The organism is Marivirga sp. (assembly GCF_035704835.1).
In the GTDB taxonomy this organism is placed as follows: Bacteria; Bacteroidota; Bacteroidia; order Cytophagales; family Cyclobacteriaceae; genus Marivirga.
This window is the reverse complement of the sequence record NZ_DASSWQ010000094.1, coordinates 26375-51470: the sequence shown is the minus strand read 5'-3', so window position 1 is coordinate 51470 and position 25096 is coordinate 26375. Positions and strand designations below refer to the sequence as shown.

25 protein-coding genes are annotated in these 25096 nt (G+C 33.8%); 13 read left to right on the top strand and 12 right to left on the bottom strand.

The window, feature by feature from the left end:
- Positions 1-108: 108 nt before the first annotated feature.
- Positions 109-1005: a histidine kinase gene (locus VFM92_RS16675; RefSeq protein WP_325123368.1), complete on the bottom strand. Its 897-nt coding sequence runs from the start codon at positions 1003-1005 to the stop codon at positions 109-111.
- A gap of 232 nt (positions 1006-1237) precedes the next feature.
- On the opposite strand from VFM92_RS16675, the gene VFM92_RS16670 reads away from it, so the two are divergent.
- From VFM92_RS16670 to VFM92_RS16660, 3 genes are all read left to right on the top strand, one after another.
- A complete protein-coding gene (locus tag VFM92_RS16670; RefSeq protein WP_325123367.1) occupies positions 1238-1546 on the top strand; it encodes a hypothetical protein in 309 nt (102 codons plus the stop codon).
- A 189-nt stretch (positions 1547-1735) separates the two neighbouring features.
- Positions 1736-2737 carry an NAD(P)/FAD-dependent oxidoreductase gene (locus VFM92_RS16665; RefSeq protein WP_325123366.1) on the top strand — a complete coding sequence of 334 codons (1002 nt, stop codon included), beginning with the start codon at positions 1736-1738 and terminating at the stop codon, positions 2735-2737.
- Between the two features lie 57 nt (positions 2738-2794).
- Positions 2795-3121, top strand: coding sequence for a 2Fe-2S iron-sulfur cluster-binding protein (locus VFM92_RS16660; protein WP_325123365.1), 327 nt, complete (start codon positions 2795-2797; stop codon positions 3119-3121).
- 369 nt (positions 3122-3490) lie between these two features.
- On the opposite strand, the gene VFM92_RS16655 is transcribed toward VFM92_RS16660, so the two are convergent.
- Both VFM92_RS16655 and VFM92_RS16650 read right to left on the bottom strand, forming a co-directional pair.
- Positions 3491-3898, bottom strand: coding sequence for a hypothetical protein (locus VFM92_RS16655; protein WP_325123364.1), 408 nt, complete (start codon positions 3896-3898; stop codon positions 3491-3493).
- 135 nt (positions 3899-4033) lie between these two features.
- Positions 4034-6121 carry an alpha-ketoacid dehydrogenase subunit alpha/beta gene (locus VFM92_RS16650; RefSeq protein WP_325123363.1) on the bottom strand — a complete coding sequence of 696 codons (2088 nt, stop codon included), beginning with the start codon at positions 6119-6121 and terminating at the stop codon, positions 4034-4036.
- Positions 6122-6509: 388 nt separating this feature from the next.
- On the opposite strand from VFM92_RS16650, the gene VFM92_RS16645 reads away from it, so the two are divergent.
- The 4 genes from VFM92_RS16645 to VFM92_RS16630 all read left to right on the top strand — a co-directional run bounded on the left by VFM92_RS16645 (position 6510) and on the right by VFM92_RS16630 (position 10667).
- Entirely contained in the window at positions 6510-7847 is a 1338-nt protein-coding gene (locus VFM92_RS16645; RefSeq protein ID WP_325123362.1) for a PhoH family protein, read from the top strand.
- 117 nt (positions 7848-7964) lie between these two features.
- Positions 7965-9122 carry an ergothioneine biosynthesis protein EgtB gene (gene egtB / locus VFM92_RS16640; RefSeq protein WP_325123361.1) on the top strand — a complete coding sequence of 386 codons (1158 nt, stop codon included), beginning with the start codon at positions 7965-7967 and terminating at the stop codon, positions 9120-9122.
- Positions 9119-10087, top strand: a complete 969-nt coding sequence (gene egtD, locus VFM92_RS16635; RefSeq protein ID WP_325123360.1) for an L-histidine N(alpha)-methyltransferase — start codon at positions 9119-9121, stop codon at positions 10085-10087. The genes egtB and egtD overlap by 4 nt, the downstream gene beginning before the upstream one ends.
- 52 nt (positions 10088-10139) lie before the next feature.
- Positions 10140-10667 carry a DUF1648 domain-containing protein gene (locus VFM92_RS16630; RefSeq protein WP_325123359.1) on the top strand — a complete coding sequence of 176 codons (528 nt, stop codon included), beginning with the start codon at positions 10140-10142 and terminating at the stop codon, positions 10665-10667.
- 293 nt (positions 10668-10960) lie between these two features.
- Here the strand turns inward: VFM92_RS16630 and rsgA are convergent, their stop codons facing one another.
- From rsgA to VFM92_RS16600, 6 genes are all read right to left on the bottom strand, one after another.
- Positions 10961-11875 carry a ribosome small subunit-dependent GTPase A gene (gene rsgA / locus VFM92_RS16625; protein WP_325123358.1) on the bottom strand — a complete coding sequence of 305 codons (915 nt, stop codon included), beginning with the start codon at positions 11873-11875 and terminating at the stop codon, positions 10961-10963.
- Between the two features lie 2 nt (positions 11876-11877).
- A complete protein-coding gene (locus tag VFM92_RS16620; protein WP_325123357.1) occupies positions 11878-13122 on the bottom strand; it encodes a 3-deoxy-D-manno-octulosonic acid transferase in 1245 nt (414 codons plus the stop codon).
- Positions 13123-13184: 62 nt separating this feature from the next.
- A complete protein-coding gene (locus tag VFM92_RS16615; protein WP_325123356.1) occupies positions 13185-13514 on the bottom strand; it encodes a nucleotidyltransferase domain-containing protein in 330 nt (109 codons plus the stop codon).
- On the bottom strand, positions 13487-13861 hold the full coding sequence (locus VFM92_RS16610; protein WP_325123371.1) for a HEPN domain-containing protein: 375 nt from the start codon (positions 13859-13861) through the stop codon (positions 13487-13489). Before VFM92_RS16610 ends, VFM92_RS16615 begins: the two co-directional genes overlap by 28 nt.
- A 58-nt stretch (positions 13862-13919) precedes the next feature.
- Positions 13920-14399, bottom strand: a complete 480-nt coding sequence (locus VFM92_RS16605) for a DUF4199 domain-containing protein (RefSeq protein WP_325123355.1) — start codon at positions 14397-14399, stop codon at positions 13920-13922.
- Positions 14380-15285 carry a DMT family transporter gene (locus tag VFM92_RS16600; protein ID WP_325123354.1) on the bottom strand — a complete coding sequence of 302 codons (906 nt, stop codon included), beginning with the start codon at positions 15283-15285 and terminating at the stop codon, positions 14380-14382. The genes VFM92_RS16605 and VFM92_RS16600 overlap by 20 nt, the downstream gene beginning before the upstream one ends.
- Positions 15286-15533: 248 nt before the next feature.
- Here VFM92_RS16600 and VFM92_RS16595 point away from each other — a divergent pair, with 248 nt between their 5' ends.
- The 5 genes from VFM92_RS16595 to VFM92_RS16575 all read left to right on the top strand — a co-directional run bounded on the left by VFM92_RS16595 (position 15534) and on the right by VFM92_RS16575 (position 20973).
- Positions 15534-16811 carry a replication-associated recombination protein A gene (locus VFM92_RS16595; RefSeq protein WP_325123353.1) on the top strand — a complete coding sequence of 426 codons (1278 nt, stop codon included), beginning with the start codon at positions 15534-15536 and terminating at the stop codon, positions 16809-16811.
- Between the two features lie 90 nt (positions 16812-16901).
- The gene (locus VFM92_RS16590; RefSeq protein ID WP_325123352.1) at positions 16902-17438 is read left to right on the top strand and encodes an NUMOD4 domain-containing protein; all 537 of its coding nucleotides are present in this window, start codon (positions 16902-16904) and stop codon (positions 17436-17438) included.
- 187 nt (positions 17439-17625) lie between these two features.
- Positions 17626-18897, top strand: a complete 1272-nt coding sequence (gene glyA, locus VFM92_RS16585) for a serine hydroxymethyltransferase (RefSeq protein WP_325123351.1) — start codon at positions 17626-17628, stop codon at positions 18895-18897.
- Positions 18898-18988: 91 nt separating this feature from the next.
- Entirely contained in the window at positions 18989-19837 is an 849-nt protein-coding gene (tatC, locus tag VFM92_RS16580) for a twin-arginine translocase subunit TatC (RefSeq protein ID WP_325123350.1), read from the top strand.
- 5 nt (positions 19838-19842) lie between these two features.
- Entirely contained in the window at positions 19843-20973 is a 1131-nt protein-coding gene (locus tag VFM92_RS16575) for a DNA polymerase III subunit delta (protein WP_325123349.1), read from the top strand.
- Between the two features lie 57 nt (positions 20974-21030).
- On the opposite strand, the gene VFM92_RS16570 is transcribed toward VFM92_RS16575, so the two are convergent.
- Entirely contained in the window at positions 21031-21903 is an 873-nt protein-coding gene (locus VFM92_RS16570) for a bestrophin family protein (RefSeq protein WP_325123348.1), read from the bottom strand.
- A 321-nt stretch (positions 21904-22224) separates the two neighbouring features.
- On the opposite strand from VFM92_RS16570, the gene VFM92_RS16565 reads away from it, so the two are divergent.
- Positions 22225-23022, top strand: coding sequence for a hypothetical protein (locus tag VFM92_RS16565; RefSeq protein WP_325123347.1), 798 nt, complete (start codon positions 22225-22227; stop codon positions 23020-23022).
- Positions 23023-23137: 115 nt separating this feature from the next.
- Here VFM92_RS16565 and VFM92_RS16560 read toward each other — a convergent pair whose 3' ends face one another.
- On the bottom strand, positions 23138-24157 hold the full coding sequence (locus tag VFM92_RS16560) for an alkaline phosphatase D family protein (RefSeq protein ID WP_325123346.1): 1020 nt from the start codon (positions 24155-24157) through the stop codon (positions 23138-23140).
- A 201-nt stretch (positions 24158-24358) separates the two neighbouring features.
- Complete coding sequence (locus VFM92_RS16555) at positions 24359-25066, bottom strand: hypothetical protein (RefSeq protein WP_325123345.1); 708 nt, start codon at positions 25064-25066, stop codon at positions 24359-24361.
- Positions 25067-25096 lie beyond the last annotated feature (30 nt).

The window sequence follows — 25096 nt, the reverse complement described above, 5'->3', positions numbered from 1 at the left end:
TTGATAATTCTTTCTTCCTTGCATGGCAAAATATAGCAAATAAAATAGACTTATACAACTGATAGTCAGATGTTTATATAGTATATATATATATATACTAAGTCTAAATTACACTACATTTGAGTTGTGCAACAGCCACATTTCGCTTACGCCAAATTTAAAAGCATTTTCTAGAAAAGGTAAAAATAGTAAAGGTGCAATTAATTGGTTTTTAGCAGTACCCACTACTTTCATCTGAACATCTAATCTGCTACCATAACGAAGCTTTTCTAATTCAATATAGCCATACATAAGCTTAAGTTCTTTTTCCAAGACAACTTTAGGCTGATTACATTCATAAAGCATATAGCTTAGTAAATCTGAAAGTTTCAGTACTACATTGGGTGCATTTTCTGATCGCATAAGCGTTAAAGAATAGAGATTGTTTAAAGTATTAAACAAAAAATGAGGGTGAATTTGAGACTTAAGTAGTTGAAGTTCTGCTTGTAAATTTTGTTTTTCTAGAGCTTGATTTGCCCAATGTTTTTGATACCAGTACTTACTTAATTTAATAGCGGCAGCAAAACCGGCAACAGTAGTTCCGCCCCGCAATCCAGCCATCAAACCAAAAAAGAAATAACTCGGTGGTGAAGGAATCCCTAAGGAATCCCTGAAAGAGGATACCAATGTGTTAGCGATAACAAATGACAGTGCAGCCACTAAAATCATTAATGACAAAGTGCTCAAAAACAATAGCATATATTGCCCTTTGAATAAGAATCGGGGAATCAGGAGGTAAATCAGTCCATAACTAAATAGGATATGTATAGGAAGAAAAAATATAGCCTCTACAAAAGCTAATCCTAAAATCTCAATCTGATCTGGATGACCATAGGTTACCCCCACTCCTTTGCTACCGTAAAGTAATGTAGCAAAAATGACATAGGCCGTCCAAAAGCAGATGTGTCTGGTTATTCGCCAAGGAATTTCATTAGAGTAAATAAATGAAGAAAGAAAAGAAGTCATATCTTTTAAAATAGCCTACGAAAATACAAATGAAATTATAATTTACCTAGTGCCCCATTGTGAGGTAGACAAACGGTTCGGTTTTGTAGACAAACGACATCCATAGGAGATACTATCACCTAATCCCCAGTATGTTAACTTCTGACTATTGTATCCTTTGGTTGAGCTAATAGCAAAAAATATATAAAAAGTCCTCTTTACTTTTGATTCATCAATAAAAAATAAAAAACAGATGAAAACAATTTTAATTTTATCGCTTAGTTTAGTGCTTAGCGCTAGCAGTTTCGCAAAACCTAAAAATTCAGGTTTCTATTGGGTAATAGAAACAAATATGAATGATAAAAGCTACACTATCGTGCGCTTTTATAACGCTAATCATGACCTTGTTAATGAAAAAGTAATAGAAGGTTATTTTATGAGTGTCCGCAAGGCTAAAGATCGAAGAAAATTAAACCGGTCGTTAAAGAATTTTACCGAAGAATATGAATGGCCAGTTTTAGATTCAGTTAAAAAACCTATTCTTGCTGTGAACACGAATTAATAGTTTTATTATTAGACTATGTAGCAAAAGCCTGGATTAATTTAGTCTGGGCTTTTCTATTCTAAAGAAATAACGTTTGTATCTACTCAATTCAAAAAGATATTTTCCAATATAGTTAGTAAAACAACTATATTTATACGAACTTTGTCTGATAATTGAAGTTATACCTTTAATAACTTACAAAAAACAATGATACAAACTGACATTTGCATTATCGGAGCAGGGCCAGTAGGTCTTTTTGCAGTATTTGAAGCAGGTTTATTGAAACTACGTTGCCACTTGGTGGATGCACTTCCTCAAGTAGGTGGACAGCTTTCTGAGATTTATCCTCAAAAACCTATCTATGATATTCCAGGATATCCAGAGGTGAAAGCACAAGAACTAGTAGATAATTTGATGGACCAAATCAAACCGTTTAATCCTACTTTTAGCTTAGGCGAAAGATTAGATAAAGTAGAGAAAACAGCTACTGGATTTGAATTGAGAACTTCGGATGGCACCGAAATAGATTGTAAAGTGGTTGTTATTGCAGGTGGTTTAGGTTGTTTTGAACCTAGAAAGCCACCTTTGAAGGAAATCGCTGAATTTGAAGGTAAAGGTGTTTCCTATATGGTAAAAGATCCTGAGTTATTCAGAGATAAAAATGTAATTTTAGCAGGTGGGGGAGACTCTGCTTTAGATTGGACCATTGAATTATCTAAAATTGCTAAGAAAATCACTTTAGTTCATAGAAATGAAACGTTCCGTGGTGCGCCTGATTCAGCTGATAAGGTATTTGAATTAGCTAAAGAGGGTAAAATTAATCTTTTATTGAAAAGTAATTTAGAATCAATTTCAGGTAACGGAAAGCTTAATTCTGTAAAGATTAAAGGAGCAGACAAATCTGAAATGGAATTAGAAGCTGATTATTTGATTCCTTTATTTGGATTGAGTCCGAAATTAGGACCAATTGCAGATTGGGGATTAAGTATCCATAAAAATCAAATAGAGGTAAATACTACAGACTACTCTACCAATGTCCCAGGAATTTATGCAATTGGTGATATCAACACTTATCCAGGTAAATTGAAATTAATTTTATGCGGATTCCATGAGGCAGCTTTGATGGCACAATCTGCATTTAAGCATGTTTATCCTGATAAACATTTAAGTTTTAAATACACTACCGTAAACGGTATTGAATCTTTCTAAAATTAAAAGTATACCTTTCAGTTTTATACTTGATAGGTCTAGAAGTTTGTAAGATATATGAGTGATATTAAAATTAAAGTACAAGATTATTCTGGTGATGTACAAGAACTAGAAGCTCCGACCGATATGGGCTTAAGCTTGATGGAGTTTTTGAAAGCCAATGAATATCCTGTACTTGCTACCTGTGGCGGAATGGCATTATGTGCCACCTGTCATGTAAAAGTAGAGGAAGGAATGGATTCACTCAACGATCCAGGTGATCAGGAAATGGATCAATTAGATTTATTGCCAAATGCAGAATTCAATAGTCGTCTGGCGTGCCAGTTAAGGCTGCATCCAGATATGGATGGAATGATGGTTCGACTTGCGGCAGATGAAGAATAAATAGATTTAAATTTTTTAAATATAGAGAGCACTTGCATTTATGTAGGTGCTTTTTTTGTTTATTATCAAGTCATTTTTAGTCAAAAAAATAGCATCAAGCTAGTTTGATGCTATTGTTAATATTGTTTCAAGTTATTATTCTGCAATTATGTCTCTTAAGATTAAAGTTACTGTGTTTTTCATAGTCATAATTAGTTATTTATAGATTAAACGAAATTAAGTCATAATTAGTTTATATAACAAGAATTACCACTTAAAAATTTCCCTTCTTTTAATTTATATTCTGGAGAATGATAATCTTTAGTAAACACCTTGGAAAATCCGCTAAAACCATGCTTAGCTAAAATTTCAACTGTTAGGTAAGTGTTATTATCCCCCCCAATTTTCAATTTTACTATAATCAGTCCTAAAAGCAGCTGCATAGTTTGTCTTACCCTTTATATTTTTTTGTGACTTTTCATTTTGAAATATATGTTTAATATTAAAGGGTGGTATCGTCCAAATATTACTTACTTTAAGTTCTAATTCTTCAAATTTTATATTTTTTCCATTTATCCCATTAATTTCATTACATAAAAACATTCGAACTCTTATATCATAAATTGAAAATAAGGATTTATTTATTATTTTGAACCTGAAAATATTATCATCTTCTTTATCCTTTGCAATACAATCAGAAATTTTAATGTTTGGTCTGAAAAAATATAGCAGAATTAAAAATATTACTGATGTTAAAATGCCAGTGAGTAGAGAATTGAAAAAATCATTTATTTCCATATTTTAGATTGGATGATTATTTTTAAAATGGTTGAATTTTAGTTTCAGATACTTGATGGACAATCATAAATTTAATATTAACAATTTTCAAATAAAATATCAATTAATTATCCCTATAAATCAAGGTTATTTCTCTTAATAATGAAGTAAATCCCCGATCTCCTTCTCCACCTTCTCCGCACTAGGCAACATGGCTTTTTCCCATTCCACATTCAATCCAATGGCGGGTAAATTCAAGGCTCCGTAGGATTTAACAGGCGCATCTAAATACTCGAAACAATGCTGATTTAGTCTTCCTGCTAAAGATTCCGCAAACGAATTCATCAGTGGTTCTTCAGTTAATACCAATGCTCGTCCATGTTTTTCAACACTGCTTTTTACTGTTTCCCAGTCAAGCGGATTCAAAGTTCTTAGGTCTACTATTTCAACCTGACCTTTATATTTTTCAGAAGCTGCTTTTGCCCAATAGATACCCATTCCATAAGTAATGATGGTCATGCTTTCGCCATTATCGATTTTATTTTGATTGGCTTCTTGCTCAATTCTGGCTTTTCCCAACGGGATGATGTAATCTTCATCAGGTTCATGATTCTTAGCACCATCAGTCCCAGGTACTTTTGACCAGTATAATCCTTTATGCTCCAACATAATTACAGGATTGGGGTCATAGAAGGCAGACTTCATTAGGCCTTTCATATCTGCAGCATTAGACGGATAAACAACTTTTATTCCCCTAATCGTCAAAAGGGTAGATTCTATAGAACCTGAATGATAAGGACCTCCACCGCTATATGCGCCAATTGGTACTCTTATTAATGATTGAATCGGGAATTTACCATTTGAAAGATAACAAGATTTCGAAAGTTCTTCTACCAGCTGGTTCATGCCCGGCCAGATATAATCTGCAAATTGGATTTCTACAATCGGCTTCGCCCCAACTGCTGACATGCCGGCAGTACTTCCAATAATATAAGCTTCTTGAATTGGCGTATTGAAAACACGGCCATCCCCGTATTTCTTGGCCAAATTTGCAGCTTCTCGGAATACACCACCTAAAGTACCACCCACATCCTGCCCGTAGAAAAGTGCCTCAGGATTGTTCTGCAGAATATCATCTACGGCATGTAACGCAGCATCGACCATCACTGATTTTTCAGCTCCTTTTGGCTTACGCTGCCCTTTTTCTTCCGTAATAGGTGTTTCAGCAAATTCATGCAATGAAACTTCACTTGGGTCAACATCTTCTGCATCTAAAGCTTTTTCATAAGCTTCATTTGCATTTTTTATTGCTTGCTTTTCTAATTTATTTAATTCTTTTTCGGAAAAATTATTATTTAATAAATATTGATGGAATTTCGGAATTGGGTCACCTAAGGCATGCAATTCTAAGTCATCTTCACCTCTGTACCATTCTTTTCTAACACCAGAAGTATGATGTCCTAAAAGTGGACAATTGGCATGCAATAAAACAGGACCTTTACGGTTTCTGACATGCTTTATAGCTTCTGACATTTTGGTATAAGAATCAGCAAAGTCTGTACCATTAGCCTGCATTCTCTTCAGACCTTTAAATCCTGCTGCATATTCATATGCATCCATAGCGCGCATTTCTTTGCCTGTCGCTGAAATTCCCCAGTCATTATCTTGAACTAAATATATGATAGGTAAATTTTTGAGCACCGCCATTTGCAAAGCTTCTGCAACTTCACCTTCAGTAACAGAACCATCACCTAAAGAACAAACCACTACAGGTTTTTCATCTTCATTTCCTAAGCCATGTTCTTCTTTAAATTTCAGTCCATGCGCCATTCCTGTTGCGGGGATTACCTGCATGCCTGTAGCCGAACTTTGATGAGGAATAGTAGGCATTCCTTCTCTTTTTAGGGAAGGGTGATTATAATAGGAACGACCACCTGAAAATGGGTCATCTTTTTTAGCCATTAATTGAAGCATCAATTCATAAGGCTCCATTCCGATGCCCAGCAAAATACTTTCATCTCTATAATAAGGAGCTAGGAAATCTATTGGTTTTAATTGCATAGATGCCGCCAGCTGAATGGCTTCATGTCCGCGAGAAGTACTATGCACGTATTTGGAGGCAATTGCTTTATTTTCATCGTAAATTTCAGCCATCCGCTTGGCGGTATGCATTAATCGATATGCCTTTTCTAAAATTTCGTTTGATATATTGGTCTTCGTTTTCTTAGCCGTCTTGACACTCATTATCTAATTTATTTTACGTTTCCAGAAGTCAAAAATAAGGAATTCTTTGTGTTTCCTACCGATTGTTAGGCAGTATTTTGATATACGGTTTCAACTTCTGATAAGATATTGGATTTGTTATCTTTTACTGTTTTATCTAAAATAAAGATAAAGTATTTCCATTTCACCCATCGTAAAAGTTTAAAACTGTGAGATTGTGATTTATCTATTGCAGCATTGATAATTCGATGCTTTCATCACTACATATTACCAAATCATTAAATTAATTATTATAGAGTGTTGATTATCTGTTACTTATATATTTTATAAATATTTACCTGCGCACTTTTAGTTGACAATGCCGATAATTTTTTAAATTGATTACTTAAACCTATCAACTCTAAATTATATGGCGAAGGCTAAGAAAGAAAAGAAAGTATTTGTACTTGATACTTCGGTAATTATTTATTCACACGACTCCATTATGAACTTTGCTGAACATGATGTGGCAATTCCTATCACAGTTTTGGAAGAGCTTGACCAGTTCAAGAAAGGGAATGATACTAAGAATTTTGAGGCTCGAGAATTTATCAGAATGATAGATAAATTGGCTGATGGTCGATCACTGAGTGAATGGATTCCCCTAAATGGGAAGAGCAAAGGCGTATTTAAAGTACTAATGCCGAATCGAAAAACCATCGAATCAGACCAGATTTTCTTGGAAGATATTCCAGACCACAAAATATTGGGTAGTGCAGTTCAACTTCAAAAAGAGCTAAAGGATAAAACGGTTATTTTGGTTACCAAAGATATTAACCTTAGGCTAAAAGCTAAAAGCTGTGGATTAAGGTCAGAAGATTATCAGACAGGAAAAGTAAAGGATGTTAGCGATTTACATTCTGGAAAACAGCAAGTTGAAACAGTTTCTACAGAAATCATCAACCAATTATATGACACCTACCACTGTGATGTGAAAGATATTTTAGGCAAGAAAAAGCCGATGAATAATACTTTCTTTATCCTAAAAAGTAATAAAAACTCTGCTCTTGGGTTTTATAATTCAATCACTAATCAAGTAGATAAGGTAGAAAAGCATTCAGCATACGGAATTAAACCAAAAAATGCGGAGCAGGCTTTTGCTATTCACGCTTTATTAAATCCAGAGATAAAATTAATGACCTTGCAAGGAGTGGCCGGTACGGGTAAAACCTTAATCGCTTTAGCCTCCGCTTTAGAGCAAAGAAAAGATTTTAAGCAAATTTATTTAGCTAGACCTATCGTTCCGCTTTCCAATAAGGATATCGGATACTTGCCAGGTGATATCAAATCCAAGTTAAACCCTTATATGGAGCCGCTTTGGGATAATTTGAAATATATCCAAAATCAGTATCAAGAACATGAAAGAGAATTTCTGAATATTACGGATATGGTGAATAAGGAAAAATTGATGATTCAACCTTTAGCCTATATTCGAGGTAGAAGTCTTTCAAATATATATTTTATTGTAGATGAAGCTCAAAACTTAACGCCACATGAGGTAAAAACGATCATCACAAGGGCAGGGGAGAATACTAAGATTGTATTCACTGGTGATGTAAACCAGATAGATACACCTTATTTGGATTCTCAATCGAACGGACTTAGCTATCTGATTGATAAAGTTAAGGGGCATGAATTGTATGCTCACGTAACACTGGAGAAAGGGGAGCGGTCTGCTTTAGCGAATTTAGCAAATGATGTGCTTTAAGATAATAATAACTTTAGTAAACAAAATGACCTTTAGAATGTCTTTTACGTATAACTAAATACTAAAAATCCATTTTAGATGCTTTTTTGAAGCATTATTTAGTAGTTTAAAGTTTCTATGGAAAATTATCTTAATCGCTACCTCGAAATCAGGAGGACAACTGAAAGTATTTGTGAACCCTTAAAAACGGAAGATTATGTTGCACAGCCAATTGCAGATGTAAGTCCGCCAAAATGGCATTTGGCTCATACCACGTGGTTTTTTGAAACTTTTTTACTTAAAGAATTTTCCAAAGATTATAAAGATTTTCATCCAGATTTTGCCTTTCTTTTCAATAGCTATTATGTAAGCGCAGGTGAAAGAATGTTACGACCTGATAGAGGAAACATGACTCGGCCAACAGTAGAAGAAATTTATCAGTATAGAAAATATGTGGATATCGCAGTTGGTGAGCTTTTATCTAGAGTAATTACTGAAGAAATGAAGAGCATCCTTGAAATAGGATTCAATCATGAACAACAGCATCAGGAATTGCTTTTTTACGACATCAAATATATTTTAGGACACAATCCACTTTTCCCAGCTTATGATAAAGGTTTTGAAGAATATTTTAGAGAAGATTGGGAACATGATTGGGTTCAAATTAATAAAGGAAATTATAAGATTGGCTTTGACGGGAAAGGCTTTTCCTTTGACAATGAACATAACTACCATGAAGTCCATTTGGAGGGCGCAAAAATCAGCAACCGCTTAGTGACCAATGGCGAATATGCTCAATTTATTGAAGCCAAAGGCTATGAAAATCACGAATACTGGCATTCGGATGCCAGAGCTTGGCTGGAAGAAAGTGGAATTTCAACACCTTTATATTGGCATAAAAAAGACGGAAAATGGCATTATTATACATTAGCAGGATTAAAACCCATCAATGAAGATGCACCAGTTATGCATATCAGTTTTTATGAAGCCTATGCCTTTGCAGAGTGGAAAGGTTTGCGACTACCAACTGAATTTGAATGGGAAACGGCCGCCAATTTATTCGATTGGGGAAAGAGATGGGAACATACAGCAAGCGCTTACCTACCTTATCCAGGATATAAGAAACCAGCTGGGGCTATAGGTGAATACAATGGAAAATTTATGGTTAACCAAATGGTAATGCGAGGTTCTTCTCGTGCTACTTCAAAAAATCATTCAAGAAAAACATACAGAAACTTCTTTCACCCTCATTTGCAGTGGCATTTCAGTGGGATAAGATTAGCAAAAGATTTATGACAACAAATACAACCGAAAAAATAAGCTTTTCCGTGGCTGAAGCCGTAAAAGAAGGACTTACAAAAAAAGAAAAATCCTTACCGAGCTGGCTTTTTTATGATGCCGAAGGTGACCGCCTTTTTCAGGAAATCATGAATATGCCTGAATATTATCTTACCAACTGTGAGTTTGATATATTTCAAAAATATAAGCAGGAAATTTTATCTATTATATCATCTGGAACAGATGGGTTTAACCTAATAGAGTTTGGAGCTGGAGATGGATTGAAAACAGAAATATTATTAAAGCATTTTGTAGAGCAATCGGCTACTTTTAATTACAAACCAGTAGATATTTCCGAGAATGTACTGAATTTATTGCAGGAAAGAATGAAAAAATCTATTCCTGATTTGGATATAGAACCTATCAATAAAGAATATTTTTCTGCCCTGGATTCATTAAATGAAGCGAGGAAAAACCCTATGGTTGTGCTTTTTATGGGGGGAAATATCGGGAATTTCCTGTTGGAAGATGCACAGTCTTTTGTGAATGAAATAGCCAATAAACTCAGAACTGGCGACCGAATTATTATGGGATTTGATATGAAGAAAGACCCCGAAATGATAAGAAGTGCTTATAATGATGCTCAAGGAATAACCCGTCAATTCAATATGAATCTCCTCAAAAGATTGAATAATAAACTGGATGCGGATTTTAATTTAGATGAGTTTAAGCACTATCCATCCTATGACCCTCAAACGGGAACCACTAAGAGTTTTTTAATCTCTAAGAAACAACAAACTGTTCAATTAAAAGCCATTGATACTACTATCAATTTTAAAGCTTGGGAACACATTCATGTAGAAGTATCCCAAAAATTTGATGAAGATTTGATTGAAAATATGGCAACAGAAGCAGGTTTGACTGTTGAAAAGTATTTTTATGACGACAAAAACTACTTTGCGGATGTGGTGATGAGGAAATAAATTTTAACTTTACCTCTTTGTATCATAGTTGTTTGGCGCGTAATATCAACTCGTGACTGACATCAATATTGAACCAAAAATGCAGAACAACAGACCTAAAATTGAGCTTCAAAAAACAGCATTTAACTATGCTATAGAGATTGCCAGTTTAGTAATTCTAGTTGTGACATGGATTTATGTGTTCTTATCCTATTCAGAGCTTGATAGTGAAATCCCTGTTCATTTTAATACCTCTGGAGAAGCTGACAGATACGGTGATAAACAATCTATTTTTTTACTTCCCATACTGAGTGTAGTATTTTTCTTTGGCTTATCCATATTAAATAAGTTTCCACATATCTTTAATTATCCTACGGAAATAACTGAGGAAAATGCAGAAAAGCAATATAAAAATGCCACTAACTTAATTAGGACATTGAATTTATTGATAGTTTTTATTTTTGCTTTTATAACTTTCAATATGATAAATGCTAAAACTGAAAATTCTGCAGTTTTAGGTGAATGGTTTATACCGTCTATTATAATTATTATAAATTTACCCGGACTATACTTTTTAACTAAAGCATTTAAAAAGAAGTGATTGCTGGGCCGCGTTTCTAAATGCGTGACTATTTTCCTCCATTTTGAAGTTTTCGCTTTAGCTAAAATCCTTTTGTCTTCTTTTGACTCTCTTATGCTTTAAGTCATCAATAAATTAAGTGTTTCATTTGAGCTATCTGGTAGGTAGAAGGCTCACTAACAGCTTTAGTTGTTACTTTGTGTTCTTTGTTAAATTCTCAGTGATATCTTTGTGGTAAAACCTTAGCAGCCTTAGGCTGTCATTTCTTTTGTGGTTAAAAAAAGCATTTTTCAAATTCTATAATTTAAGTCTTACTATCTATGACTATCCTCATCCTCCAAAATACTTAAATAACTTTCATATCGACTAGGTGCAATTTTACCTTCTTCCATAGCTTCCCGGAAAGCACAACCCGGTTCGTGAGTATGAGTACAATTATGAAATTTACATTCTCCTATATATTCTCGCATTTCAGGGAAATAATGACTTAGTTCTTCATTGCCTATATCCCACAGGCCAAGTTCTTTTATACCAGGCGTATCAATCACAAAAGCGTCATCCCAAGCTTCAAACATTTCAGCAAAAGTAGTAGTATGCACTCCTTTTTGTACAGATTCTGATACTTCTCCTATTCTTTGCTCAATATGAGGTGAAATCAAATTCAGCAAAGTGGATTTTCCTACTCCTGAATGACCCGCAAAAAGAGAAGTTTTTCCTTCTAAAACAGCCTTCAATTCTTCTATACCAATATTTTCCTCAGCGGAAACTAAAAGCACTTTATAACCTAATTCTTGATAATCAAATTTGAGGGCTTCATAATAATTTAATCCCTCCTCATCCAATAAATCTGCTTTGTTAAATACCAAAACAGCAGGAATTCTGAACGACTCACAACTGACTAAAAAACGGTCGATAAATCCTAAACTAGTTCTTGGAAAAGCCAAAGTCACTATTAAAACAGCTTGATCAATATTGGCTGCCAGTCGATGACTATGTTTCTTTTTACGAGTTGATTTTCTGATGATATAATTTTCTCTGGGCAATACTTCCTTTATGTTGGCTTCCGTATCATTTTCAGGTTCAATGCTGACCCAATCGCCCACCGCCACAGGATTGGTCACTTTTTCATCATCCAAACGGAGCTTACCTCTCAATCGGCACTCATAGAACTTACCTTCCGCTAAAACGGTATACCAACTTCCAGTCGATTTAAAAACTCTTCCCTTCATTGTCATTTCATTTTCTGGATGATAGGTGCAACATGATTCATAATTTGACGGGTTGCCCCTATATTTTGATTTACATAAGCTAAGGCCTTTTCGGAAGATTCTTCAATTTTAAAAGTTTCAGAATTCATAATAGATAAAAATTCCTGAGCATTGGACACTTTAAAAGCGGCTTTAGCATCCAATAAATCCATTGCCTCCTGAAATTTAACGTAATTTTTATTTCCGAAAAATACAGGTAATCCAAAACAAGCAGCTTCCAACGTATTGTGTAAACCATCTCCAAAAGCACCGCCTATAAAAGCGATTTTTCCATATTGATATAAAGAAGAAAGCATCCCGATATTATCAATCAAAATCACCCTGGTCTTTGCTTTGGCAACAGATTTAATCTCACTAAATCGACTGGTCGGAATTTTCAAAACCTCCTCATGTAGTTTTAAATTGGCTTCACTGATATCGTGAGGAGCTATAATGGCTGTCCACTCAGGATTTTGCTGTAAAAATGGAGCAATCACTTTGATGTCTTGCTCCCACGTGCTTCCTCCTATTAAAACGGGCTGATCTTGAGAAAATTCAGCAAACATTTCCTGTGGTTTTACACTGTCTGTGATGGATTTCACTCTATCGAATCGCGTATCGCCACTTACGGTTACATTATGAATATTAATGCCTTTTAGCAAAGCGGCCACCGTTTTATTTTGTACAAAAATATGGTCGAAATGCTTTAATATTTTTCGATAAAATCCCCCGTAAAATTTAAAAAATCGTTGATTAGAACGGAAAATTGCAGAAACAGAATAAACCCAGCAATCTGCCTGTGATAAAGCCTTCAAGTGATAATGCCAAAATTCATATTTCACAAAAAATGCCAGCTTGGGTTGGGTGATTTTTACAAATTGTTCAGCATTTTGAGGAGTATCTACTGGCATATAACAGATATAATCTGCCAGTTCATATTTTTTGCGCACCTCATATCCTGATGGTGAAAAGAATGTGAGCAGAATAAAAAAGTCGGGATGTTCTTTTTTGAACGCCTCAATCAAAGGCCTGCCCTGTTCAAATTCGCCCAAAGAAGCACAATGAAACCAAACCACAGGCTGGTCAACTGATTTAAACCTTTCCTCCAACTGAGGAAATAAATCTTTCCGACCTTCTACGAACTTTTTGGATTTCGCATTAATTAACGCATGAAGTTTTACTCCAATGCCTAAAAATGAAATACCCAATCGATAAAAGAATTCACCCATGCGGTAAAATTAAAGGGAAAAATTGGAAAGATAGAGAAAAGATGCTCAAGATTGTGGGTTAGTTAAACTTCTAGAGAAGATGGTAAAATCTCTATACCATTTTTAGATATTTCTGAAATATAGGGAGAGCCTAATTCAAAAACTTCTTTTGAAATTGGATGTGGTTCAATTCGCGAATCAAAATTAGCTCCAGCTAACATCAATTGAACTTGTAAATCAAATTTATCTTCTGCTTTCAAATCTTCAAATAAAAGCGCCACGTCAATATCGCTATCTTCATTTTCAGTTCCTTTAGCATAAGAACCAAACAAATAGGCAGTAGAAAAATTTGAATATTTTTTAGCTACTTCCCCGATAAAATCTATCAACTTTTTATTTGTTGCTCTATCCATTTCTTTTTATCCTTAATTCTTTCCAACCAATACTTTGTGAACTCTGGAGTACATTTCTTATGAAAACTCATCTTGTAATCATCATACCTTGCATTAATGTTAAATGCAGTAACTGTAGTGAAAAACAATTTATCTTCTTCATTTAGTTCAATATTGCTTTTCTCCGCCAACCTTAATAAATTATGAATAGAAGGCGGATAATCATTATTCACTTTAATATAATAAGCTTTTATCAATTTTTCAATTACCAGATGCCCTATAAACAATGTCCAACTTAGTCTTTTTGAATCATACATCGCTAACATTGTTTGATAATCTTCATCAGCACTTTCAACCCAATAATTGATTATTTTTTCTTTATTAAAACTCAGCTTATTCAGTTTAAATAATTTTTATATTGACAACTCACCCCTTCCTCCTCAAAAAAATAGCCACAACTGCTGACGTCATAGCTCCCATAATTAGTGCAAATAAAGCACTCTGCCATAGATAACTATTGAGATTAAAGTAATCTACCGCTTGTTCTTGCGTCATTTGACCTTGATTCACAGCATAAGCAGAGACATTTTCAAAATATTCTGGAGTGATTAATTCATGGATTACCAGCTGACTGAAAGGTGTTAAAATCACCACAACAGTTGTGATTATCATACCTGAAACAAACCCTTGCTTCCAGGTCATCACATTATAGTAATGCTTTTTTCGTTTTTCCAGTAAAGCAAAAACATAAATCAAAATGGACGGAATAGCCACCAAATTGGTATAGGTCGCATGGTCGGCTATATTTTCATCGTGCCAGCCCATCATTTTCTCTAAATACATCCAAAGGAGCATCATAATCACAAAGATTAATCCCCATTTAGTTTCAATTAGCCGTTTCTTCATTTTTAGTTTTCCGTTGTTGACTTACTAAATATACTCCAAAAAATATCATCAATGCAAATAGCGCTTTCTCCCATTTGAAAACTTCCTGTCCCATCATAATGGTTACAAAAGTGGCAAATACGGGCTGCAAATATATGTAATATCCGACTATGGTAGAATTTACATGCTTTAATGCCATGGCATTTAAGAGATAAGCCAAAAAGGTTGTGCCTATAATTACATATACAATACTTCCCCATATTTCAACAGGAAATTTTTGGAATTCAACATCAAAAATTGGGACTATCCCAAATGGAACAATCATAATAGAACCAAATAGAAAAACCCATTTTACAACAGTGATGGGTTCATATCTTTGCATTAAAGGCTTTACCATCACCAGATAAATTCCATAAAATGTAGCATTCAAGAAAATAAATATATCACCTAGAAAAGCATCATTTTCCAAACTGACATCTTTATTCAATACCAATAATATCACCCCACAAGCACCTACTATTATCCCAATTATTTTTCGCCAAGTAATCTTTTCATTCAATAACCAAAAAGAAATCGCTAAAACGATTATGGGATTAACCGTCATGATAATGCTTGCATTTACAGGGCTAGTCAAACTCAAGCCATTGAAGAATAGCAACTGATTTCCCATTACTCCAAACACCGCACATTTGGCAAAAAGCCAATAATCTTTCTTTCTAACTACTTTTTCTGAGGAAGTCAACCCATGATAAATCCAAAAAAGAATAGTTGCTACAGAAGCCCTTAATAAAATAAAAGCATTGGGACTCATGTAATTAGGCATCACGCCTTTGGCTATGACGTAATTTGCACCGTAGATTAAACCTACAAGTGCTAGTGCTCCATGAATTTGCCAGGTTTTATTCATTTGGCAAAACTAATGGAATATGCGGATATTGCAGGTTATTTGAGAGTTCTAAAATTATATTACAAAAGAGAGAAAATATTCTATACTGAATACTAGATATTTACTATTAAATCTCGTGTAATTATTTATTGCACTAAACTTTTTCCAAAGTTTAAATCAAATTAGAATGCAGAATATATAAAGATTTTATCGATTTATCCACAACTAACTTTGGAAAAGTTAAATATGAATTAAAATTTGAAAAAAATATGATGTTTGGAGAAGATAAACCATTGGCAGAAAGAATGCGCCCTACTAAATTGGAGGAATTAGTAGGGCAACAACATTTGGTAGGCGAAAAAGGAGTTTTAAGATTGACCATAGCACAGGGGAAAGTGCCTTCCATGATTTTCTGGGGACCTCCGGGAGTGGGTAAAACCACTATAGCGAATATAATTGCCAATCAGGTGAAAGCACCATTTCAAACGTTGAGTGCCATTAGTGCAGGTGTAAAAGATGTACGAGAAGTTATACAAAGAGCCTCTCGTTCTGGAAAAATCATTTTATTTATAGACGAAATTCATCGTTTTAATAAATCTCAGCAAGATGCCTTATTGGGAGCAGTAGAAAAAGGTGTAATTACATTAATTGGTGCCACCACTGAAAACCCATCTTTCGAAGTTAATTCAGCTTTACTTTCACGCTGTCAGGTTTATACACTCAAAGCACTGGAATTAGAGGATTTAAAAGGGCTGGTAAACACTGCTTTGGCAAATGATGAAAAATTAAGAGCGCTGAATATTGAAATCAAAGAATATGAAGCTTTAATTCAACTTTCTGGAGGAGATGCGAGAAAATTACTGAATCTATTTGAATTAGTGACGGATGCATTCGGTAAAAATGAAAAAATAGAAATCACCAATGAGAACGTAAGAGAAATTGCTCAAAACAGAATGGCGATTTATGATAAGTCTGGCGAACAGCATTATGATATCATTTCCGCCTTTATAAAAAGTATAAGGGGAAGTGACCCAAATGCTGCACTTTATTGGCTTGCTAGAATGATTGAGGGTGGAGAAGATGTGAAATTTATTGCGCGCAGATTATTAATTTCTGCTTCGGAAGATATCGGGCTTGCAAATCCCAATGCTTTATTAATTGCTACTAATACTTTTCAAGCAGTATCGATGATTGGTTATCCGGAAGCAGAAATAGTCTTAGCACAGTGTGTTACTTACCTGGCATGTTCTCCAAAAAGCAATGCATCCTATATGGCTATTAAAAAAGCCAAACAATTAGTTAGGGAAACGGGTGATTTATCAGTTCCATTACATTTACGGAATGCCCCAACTAAATTGATGAAAGACATGAATTATGGTAGTGGGTATAAATATTCACATGATTTCCCAGGAAATTTTGCTTATCAAGAATTTATGCCAGAAAAGATCAGTAAAAACACCCTTTATGAACCTCAAGATAATGCTAGGGAGAAGGAATTTCGGTTAAAGCTTCAAAATCTCTGGCAAAAGAAGTATAATTATGATTAATCGAAGAATTATGGTATTTTTTTTATTAATTTAATTACCTACCTTTAATTCTTAATAAGAAACTAAGCAAAAACTATAATCAAAAAACACATGGATCCTAAACTGGAAAAGTGGAAAGAGATAGAATTTAACGTGGATCTTCCACATGCTAAATATGAAGTCTCAAATTACGGCCGAGTAAAAAGTTATTCGACACGTGAAACTGGTAAAATTATCAATGGATCAAATGTAAATGGCTATCAAGCCATCATGGTCCGTTTTGACAAAAGAATTACACAAAGTTATTATGTACACCGTCTGGTTGCTGAATCATTTATCCCGAAGGATAATGATAACCAAGTGTATGTTACGCATTTGGATTATGACAAGTCGAATAACCATGTAAGCAATTTGAAGTGGGTTTCAGAAAGAGAATTGGCTGACCACAACAATAAAAACCCTAAAGTATTAAAGAAAAGGGTAACGGGTTATAAATTGACTGAATCTGATGTGAAAGTGATTAAGAAAATGTTGAAAAACGAAAAGACTAGATATAGTCAAATCGCCAGACAGTTTGGCATCACACACACGCAATTGAACAGGATTAGAAAAGGGCACAATTGGGGCCATGTATCTATAGAAGATTAAAAATTTTACTGTTTATTTTTTTAACTTGAGCATGTTATCTTAACTGATGATATGCTTTTTTCTTTTTTTTAATAGCAGCTTTTTTTTACTAATCGTAAAATTATGCTTCCTATTTCAAAAGCTTCAAGCCATTCAATTGTTTATCCCGTAATTCTGCGCTAATTTTAAGGTCAAATTCGTTTACAAAATGCAAAGAGATAATATAATATTCGACCTTATAAAAAAGGAGCAAAAGAGACAAGAAACTGGTATAGAACTAATAGCCTCTGAAAACTTTACTTCACCAGAAGTTATGGAAGCTATGGGAAGCGTATTGACTAATAAATATGCTGAGGGCTTGCCAGGAAAAAGATATTATGGTGGATGCGAAGTAGTAGATGAGGTCGAAAATTTAGCAATAGAAAGAGTTAAGGAATTATTTGGTGCCACTTGGGCCAATGTACAACCCCACTCTGGAGCTCAGGCCAATGCGGCTGTAATGCTAGCTTGCTTAAACCCAGGAGATAAAATTTTGGGATTCGATTTATCGCATGGCGGACACTTAACTCATGGTTCTCCGGTTAATTTTTCTGGTAAATTATATCAACCTTCTTTTTATGGGGTTGAAGAAGAAACAGGTTTAATTGACTGGGATAAAGTAGAAAGTACAGCCAAAAAAGAGGAACCTAAAATGATCATTTGCGGGGCTTCTGCTTATAGCCGCGAATGGAATTATAAAAAATTGAGAGAAATAGCAGATGAAGTAGGCGCTATTCTTTTAGCGGATATTTCACACCCTAGTGGATTGATTGCAAGAGGTCTTTTAGATGATCCTTTGGATTATTGTCATATTGTAACTACTACCACTCATAAGACATTAAGAGGACCTAGAGGGGGCTTAATTATGATGCGTGATGATTTTGATAATCCTTTCGGATACAAAAACCCTAAAGGTGAATTGCGCAAAATGACACAATTACTAGATTCAGGCGTTTTTCCTGGAACACAAGGTGGACCATTAGAGCATGTAATCGCAGCCAAAGCAGTTGCTTTTGGTCAGTGTTTAACAGACGAATACTTTAATTATATTCTTCAAGTAAAGAAAAATGCTGAGATTATGGCTAAGGCATTTATGGAAAGAGATTATAAAATTATTTCTGGAGGAACAGATAATCATCTAATGTTAATTGATTTACGTTCAAAAGGAATTACAGGGAAAATTGCAGAGGCAGTTTTGGGAGAAGCAGATATTACAATTAACAAAAATATGGTACCTTTTGATGATAAATCACCATTTGTAACTTCAGGAATGAGAATTGGAACCGCGGCCATTACTTCAAGAGGATTGGTTGAAAGTGATATGGGTAAAATAGTTGATTTTATTGATACGGTTATCAATCATCATGAAGATAAACAGAAGATTTCATCTATAAAGAAGGAGATCAATGAATGGATGGTGGCTTTTCCACTGTTTAATTAGAATATTTAGTCACTACGGTGTTAAACATTTTTTATCAAAACGAACTATTATATAATGTCTAATATTATTTTAGAATTGATTAAATAAGAATATGCCAGCAGATCAACCACAAGCGGAGATGAGCTTTTTGGATCATTTAGAAGCCTTTCGATGGCATATTGTTAGAGCTATTTCTGCAGTTGTCGTTTGTTCTATTATTGCTTTTGTTTCTAAGGACTTTGTTTTTGGTACGTTGATATTAGGTCCCTCAAGATCTGATTTTTGGTTTTATCAGATGGCATGTCAGCTTGGGCAAACGATAGCAGATTCTACTGGATTTTGTATAGAAAAATTACCATTCATTATTCAAAGTAGGAAAATGACCGGCCAATTTACTATGCATATCACTTCTTCTATTGTTTTGGGAATAATCGTAGCTTTCCCTTATTTCTTTTGGGAAATGTGGAGGTTTGTAAGTCCAGCCTTATATGATAATGAAAAGAAAACAAGTAGGGGAGCAACATTTTTTGTTAGTCTGCTTTTTATGTCTGGCGTTTTGTTTGGATATTACATTGTAGCCCCTATATCTATTCACTTTTTAGCCAATTATCAAGTTGATGTTTCCGTTTTAAATGAGTTTGATATTACTTCCTATGTATCTACTTTAACCATGTTAGTTTTATCCTGTGGTTTAATGTTTCAATTGCCTATGGTCATACTATTTATGAGTAAAGCAGGTATCATTACACCTCAGCTCTTGAGGAAATACAGGAAAATTGCAATTGTAGTAATATTGGTTATAGGTGCTTTCATAACTCCACCAGATCCTATTAGCCAGCTTTTAATTTCAATTCCCTTAATGTTATTATACGAAATGAGTATTCATATTTCTGTTATCGTTTATAAAAGAAAACTGAAAAAAGAGAAAGCATTAGAAAAACCAGGAGATAGCTTAAATTAAGTAATATGCTTTTTGCAAATATACCAGGTCTTAATGATTTAAAAGAACAACTGATTAAAGGTGTGAAAAATGGTAAGATTGCTCACGCTCAACTTTTTTGGGGAAAGTCAGGTGCTGCAAATTTACCTTTAGCGTTGGCATACGCTACATATTTAAATTGTGAAAATCCAGGTGAAAGTGATTCTTGTGGTCAGTGCAACTCATGTCACAAAAATTTGAAATTTATTCATCCTGATTTTCAATTTTCATTTCCTACTGCAATAAATGATAGGATCAAAGGAGATGATTCTAAACTAAGCAATAATTTTTTAAAATATTGGAGGACTTTTCTTTTGAAAGATCCCTTTGCTTCCGCTTCAAATTGGGTAGACCATATTGGAACAGGCAATAGACAACTCAATATTTCTAAGGATGAAAGTAAAAATATTATTAAAAATCTTTCCCTAAAAGCATTCGAAGGGAAGTATAAAGTGATGTTGATTTGGCTCCCTGAATATCTGCATCCTTCTGCTGCTAATGCACTCTTAAAAATTATAGAAGAGCCTTCCGATAAAACCGTCTTTTTGTTGGTTTCAAACGATAGAGAAAAACTAATCGGTACCATTATTTCAAGAACACAGGCGGTACATATTCCGAATTATTCTGATGAAGAATTAAAGGATATTTTAGTTTCTAGATATGAGGTTGCTGAAAACCAGGCAAAACAATTAGCCCATATTGCCCAAGGGGATTTGCACAAGGCCGTGGAATTAATTGATGATGTTTCAGATGATGCACAGCAAGAGTTTGAGCAATGGATGAGAGAATGTTGGGCAAATGATTATACTAAATTAATTAAACGTTCAGATGATTTTCATAAATGGGGCAAAATGAACCAACAACAATGGCTTGTTCATGCTGAAAATATTTTGAGAGAATCTTTGATGGCTTTAATGCAAAGCACTGAACTGATGAGAGTTCCTGATGAGCACGAGCAATTTGTATTGAAATTTAGTAAAACCTTAAGTCTGGAAAAAATTGCTTTAATGAATGAAATCCTTAACAAAGCCATATACTACCTGGAAAGAAATGCAAGTGCAAAAATGACAATCCTTAATGTTTCACTTCAATTGTCTGCCATTTTAAGAAGAAAGTAAAGTTTTACTTTTAGGGTAGGGTTACTTTAACCAAAAAGGGATGCTGCATCTGTAACTTTACAATAAAAATCCATTCTCAGCTTTTATTGGTTCAGATATATTTTCATCGTTAATCATTTCTCTCAAATCGATTTCTATAGTTCTTGAAATTGCCGTAACGGGAACATCATTATAAGTGCCTTCGAAAGGATTTTCAGAATAATCTCCGATTTTCTCCATAAAAAAAAACACCCAGATCACCAGTGCAGATAAAATCGGAGTTATCCAGTACATCCAATTTGTCATATCCTTAAATATATCCAACATTCCGAATGGAACTAAAAAAGCAAATACAAACGAGAGCCAGAGAGCTGTAGATGCAGATTGCCGAGGAAATGGGAAAGTTTTTATCCGCTCGGATTTTCCTTGACCATTAAAGAATTCTGTTATCAAATGGTGCAATTCCATATGCCTGAAATCCTCAAAATAATTTTGATTCTTTAGCTCCTGTAATCTTTCAGACTGATTTCTCATAATTTGAGTAGCTATATTGGTATTACAGTTATATTTAGCCACTTCTACCGGTGATAGAAATTTTAAAAAATCTGAGTCCAATTTTTGATTGTAAGATTCACAAACTGATGCACTAAAAAGCTTATTCAGTCTCCTGTCAGTATGCTCCCATTCCTTACTCAATCTCAATTGATAGCGAAGAGCCGTTAACCAAGCAGTATGTCTATAAATCAACTCTCTTTTAATTTCTTCTGAATTTATTCCATTCACAAAACTACAGACTGATGCACCAAATGACCTGCTATTATTCATAATCTCACCCCAAATTTTTCTTGCCTCCCAGGTTCTGTCATAAGAACTATTGTTTTTAAATCCTAAATAAAAAGCCACAGCTATACCAATCACACTTAAAGGTTGCCAAGGCAATTTGAAGCTCAAATCCAAGTAAATAAGCTAGATATGAAATGATAAATGCATAAATTAATCCTAGCAAAAAAGGCTTCCCTGACCATTTAAATGTCATCCAAAAACCGTAGTTCCTTTTAATATACATCTGAAAACAATTTTAATATTATTCTATTATAACCTTATAAATATTTTTCAATTAAATATATATTTAATGGTATTTCGATTATAACTTATTCAATATCAATAAAATATAACCTACAGTTTCGGACTTGAACCGGATATGGAGCTATCACTAATTCAAATTTCCCAAATAATTAATTAAATTCAGGTTTTTTTAAAACTTAGTACATTATGCTTAAATTTTACACTTTAATTTTAATGCTCTTTATTTCATATGCTTCAATTGGGCAAATCTTACATTATGAAAATTTTGCGGTTATTTTAGATACAAATAAACATGTAAAAGGAAATATTGTCCCAAGCTTTCAATTCCAAAATTTGAAAGAGGATTTGATTAAATTTGAAAATACTGCTGATTTTTCTGTTCTTCTTGGACATAATGCTTTGACTGTGGCTAATAAAGTAGAATTCTCAAGATTTGGAGATGAAACATTTGAAAGTGGTGGATATTTTTACGCAGAATATCGAAGAATTCAAGATACACTCCCTTTTGCATTAGAACCGTATTTGCAAGCTCATTGGAATGAGGTTAGAGGTCTGAATAGAAAATATGCTACAGGAGTAAATTTAAGATGGCGTGTTCTTTATAAAAAAAATGTAGGGGTTTTTGCAGGCATTGGGCCTTTCTATGAATTTGAAGAATGGGATTATCGCGGAGTTCCAGATTCAGATGTCAGCTCGAATATAACAAATTCCATTACAACTGAATTAATAAGAATGGGTAGCTACATTAGCTATAAACAAACTATAGCAGAAAAATTTATTTTAGATTTCAGCATCTACTATCAAGATGATATTCAAAATCTATTTGATACACCTAGAGCAGGAAGCAGTTCTAGGGCAACTTACAAACTTACTCGCTACTTAGGTTTGACGTTATTATATCAAAATATGTATGACCCTAGTCCCGTGGTACCAATTGATAAATTATATCACAATGTAAAATTCAGTTTCAGTATTAATATTTGATGTTGAAAAATTTAATACTCTGGTATGTTTCAATTTAACCTAATGCTTACTTTACCATTAGTTTACATTACCTATTACTTACGAGAAAATGAGGAATTGAAATTTAGTATTAAGATTAATAAACCATACCGAACACCTGCAATAATTCTTGGTCTTTTCCCCTGATTTCGGAGATAACTCTTAATCCACTTTCTGTTTCTTCAATTTTCACTAATCCGTAATTTAATTCATTAACTAATCTTCCAATTCTATGTTGATTAGGTTCTTGTGGTGCATTTTGCCATGTATGGGTTAATCCACTTGAGGTAACGTCAAGTAAGGGGTAATTTAAACCTTCAACTTGGATGCTTGAAATTTCAGCAATATGTCTGTCTCCGCTCAAGAAAATTGCTCCTTTAGGTTCCTTTTCTTTAATCAAATTAAATAGTTTTTGTCTTTCCTGTGGAAAATTTGCCCACTTTTCATAATCATGGTCTTCAGGAACAAATTGAATTCCACTGGCAAGGATGTAAAGAGATATAGATTCATCTGAAAGTTCTTTTTCCAACCAAGCCCATTGTTCTTCTCCTAAAATACTTCCAGTTTCATTTTTCTGATAAACTCTATTTTCCCTATCTAAATCATCTCGATGATATCGAGCATCTAATAAAATCACTTTTATAGTATGAGATTTCCACTTCAAATCATAAGATGAATAGGCTCCTTTTCTTTCTCTTCTAGCATCATCTTCAGAAACATCGAAGAAATCTAAAAAGAGTTGCTGACTTTCTTCTTTATAGGGATATTCTTTTCCTGCGTCATTTTTACCATAATCATGATCATCCCATACCCCTATCACTGGCATTTGATTTCTCAATTTTTTATAGTCAGGGTGATTTTTTTGAACTTCATATTTTTTTTCTAAAACATTCATATCATCTGTATCACCATAAATATTATCACCTAGAAACATGAATAAATCGGGATTATGATTCATGATGGGGTCCCATAAAGGTTGTTCCATGTTTTGACGGTTGCATGAGCCAAAAGCTAATGTTAGGGTCTCTTTATCTTCAAATTTGAAGGTTTGATCTTGAGCAAGAAGTACTGGATACGTTAATAAAGTAAACAGGGTTATGAATAATAGCTTCCGCATTTTTATGTTTTTTTAATGAGATGGCTAAATTAAAGGATTTATGAAGTAATACCTTTTTAAGTAGATTATCTTTTCAATAATTTAAGAGGATTAAAATCAAATATATTTAATATAAGTTAATGCTTGAGCTTAATAGGAGAACTTAAAAATTCAGACTGTGAGTTGGTAGTCTTGATGTTAAAAAAATCATCAATAATAAGATTATGGAGCAACAATTTTAAAAAGCATATTGATTCTTTTAGAATTGTAGAGATTTAGTGCTTGTTGCAATCTTCTGGAAGCTAAAGTATAATCATTGTTTTGCATGGCTATCAAACCTTGATTGAAAAATTGCAAAGCACTTAACTCTCTTAGGCTTATTTCTTTATAGATAGTTTTGGAATTAGGTTCTCCATACACTAATGAACCTACGGATTCAGTTTGATTAATTACAGCTGAATTAGAATGAGGTAAAAATCCTTCTTTGAATTCTTTTATCTTATCAATGTTAGATATAAAACCATTTCGTGGGTCTGTTGTCTCTAAGATAAATTCTTGATTGTTAATTTCAGCAATTATAAATACATGATAATCCGTTTCAATAATACGATGTGCAATATCAAAATATTTCAGCAGTACCGAATAAGTAATGGAGGCAGAAACACAATCATAACTTCCTGTTTCAAGTAAATTAGAGAAGGTAGTGCCTTTACTATAATCCTTTAAAAGTTTTTGATGAGTTTTGAAAAAGAGATATTCTAGAAAATATTCAGCTTCTGTACTGGATTTTTTTTCTAGTTTTCTAACTAGTTTACTCCAATGAGTATTATGCTCGAATTTTTCAACTGATGAAATAAACTCAATGTCATGTAGAAGTTCTTCATTTTTGGGATTGAAACTTTGAGCTTGTAACAAATTATTAAAACTCAAAGAAATTAAAATTAATCCTAAAATAATGAT

Excerpts from the sequence above, each read along its gene's own strand:
- VFM92_RS16605 (WP_325123355.1), bottom strand. The coding sequence starts at position 14,399 with ATGAAGAAACGGCTAATTGAAACTAAATGGGGATTAATCTTTGTGATT.
- VFM92_RS16655 (WP_325123364.1), bottom strand. The coding sequence starts at position 3,898 with ATGGAAATAAATGATTTTTTCAATTCTCTACTCACTGGCATTTTAACA.
- tatC (WP_325123350.1), top strand. The coding sequence starts at position 18,989 with ATGCCAGCAGATCAACCACAAGCGGAGATGAGCTTTTTGGATCATTTA.
- VFM92_RS16565 (WP_325123347.1), top strand. The coding sequence starts at position 22,225 with ATGCTTAAATTTTACACTTTAATTTTAATGCTCTTTATTTCATATGCT.
- glyA (WP_325123351.1), top strand. The coding sequence starts at position 17,626 with ATGCAAAGAGATAATATAATATTCGACCTTATAAAAAAGGAGCAAAAG.
- egtB (WP_325123361.1), top strand. The coding sequence starts at position 7,965 with ATGGAAAATTATCTTAATCGCTACCTCGAAATCAGGAGGACAACTGAA.
- VFM92_RS16660 (WP_325123365.1), top strand. The coding sequence starts at position 2,795 with ATGAGTGATATTAAAATTAAAGTACAAGATTATTCTGGTGATGTACAA.
- VFM92_RS16615 (WP_325123356.1), bottom strand. The coding sequence starts at position 13,514 with ATGGATAGAGCAACAAATAAAAAGTTGATAGATTTTATCGGGGAAGTA.
- egtD (WP_325123360.1), top strand. The coding sequence starts at position 9,119 with ATGACAACAAATACAACCGAAAAAATAAGCTTTTCCGTGGCTGAAGCC.
- VFM92_RS16595 (WP_325123353.1), top strand. The coding sequence starts at position 15,534 with ATGATGTTTGGAGAAGATAAACCATTGGCAGAAAGAATGCGCCCTACT.
- VFM92_RS16575 (WP_325123349.1), top strand. The coding sequence starts at position 19,843 with ATGCTTTTTGCAAATATACCAGGTCTTAATGATTTAAAAGAACAACTG.
- VFM92_RS16675 (WP_325123368.1), bottom strand. The coding sequence starts at position 1,005 with ATGACTTCTTTTCTTTCTTCATTTATTTACTCTAATGAAATTCCTTGG.
- rsgA (WP_325123358.1), bottom strand. The coding sequence starts at position 11,875 with ATGAAGGGAAGAGTTTTTAAATCGACTGGAAGTTGGTATACCGTTTTA.
- VFM92_RS16560 (WP_325123346.1), bottom strand. The coding sequence starts at position 24,157 with ATGCGGAAGCTATTATTCATAACCCTGTTTACTTTATTAACGTATCCA.
- VFM92_RS16670 (WP_325123367.1), top strand. The coding sequence starts at position 1,238 with ATGAAAACAATTTTAATTTTATCGCTTAGTTTAGTGCTTAGCGCTAGC.
- VFM92_RS16590 (WP_325123352.1), top strand. The coding sequence starts at position 16,902 with ATGGATCCTAAACTGGAAAAGTGGAAAGAGATAGAATTTAACGTGGAT.
- VFM92_RS16620 (WP_325123357.1), bottom strand. The coding sequence starts at position 13,122 with ATGGGTGAATTCTTTTATCGATTGGGTATTTCATTTTTAGGCATTGGA.
- VFM92_RS16650 (WP_325123363.1), bottom strand. The coding sequence starts at position 6,121 with ATGAGTGTCAAGACGGCTAAGAAAACGAAGACCAATATATCAAACGAA.
- VFM92_RS16645 (WP_325123362.1), top strand. The coding sequence starts at position 6,510 with ATGGCGAAGGCTAAGAAAGAAAAGAAAGTATTTGTACTTGATACTTCG.
- VFM92_RS16665 (WP_325123366.1), top strand. The coding sequence starts at position 1,736 with ATGATACAAACTGACATTTGCATTATCGGAGCAGGGCCAGTAGGTCTT.
- VFM92_RS16600 (WP_325123354.1), bottom strand. The coding sequence starts at position 15,285 with ATGAATAAAACCTGGCAAATTCATGGAGCACTAGCACTTGTAGGTTTA.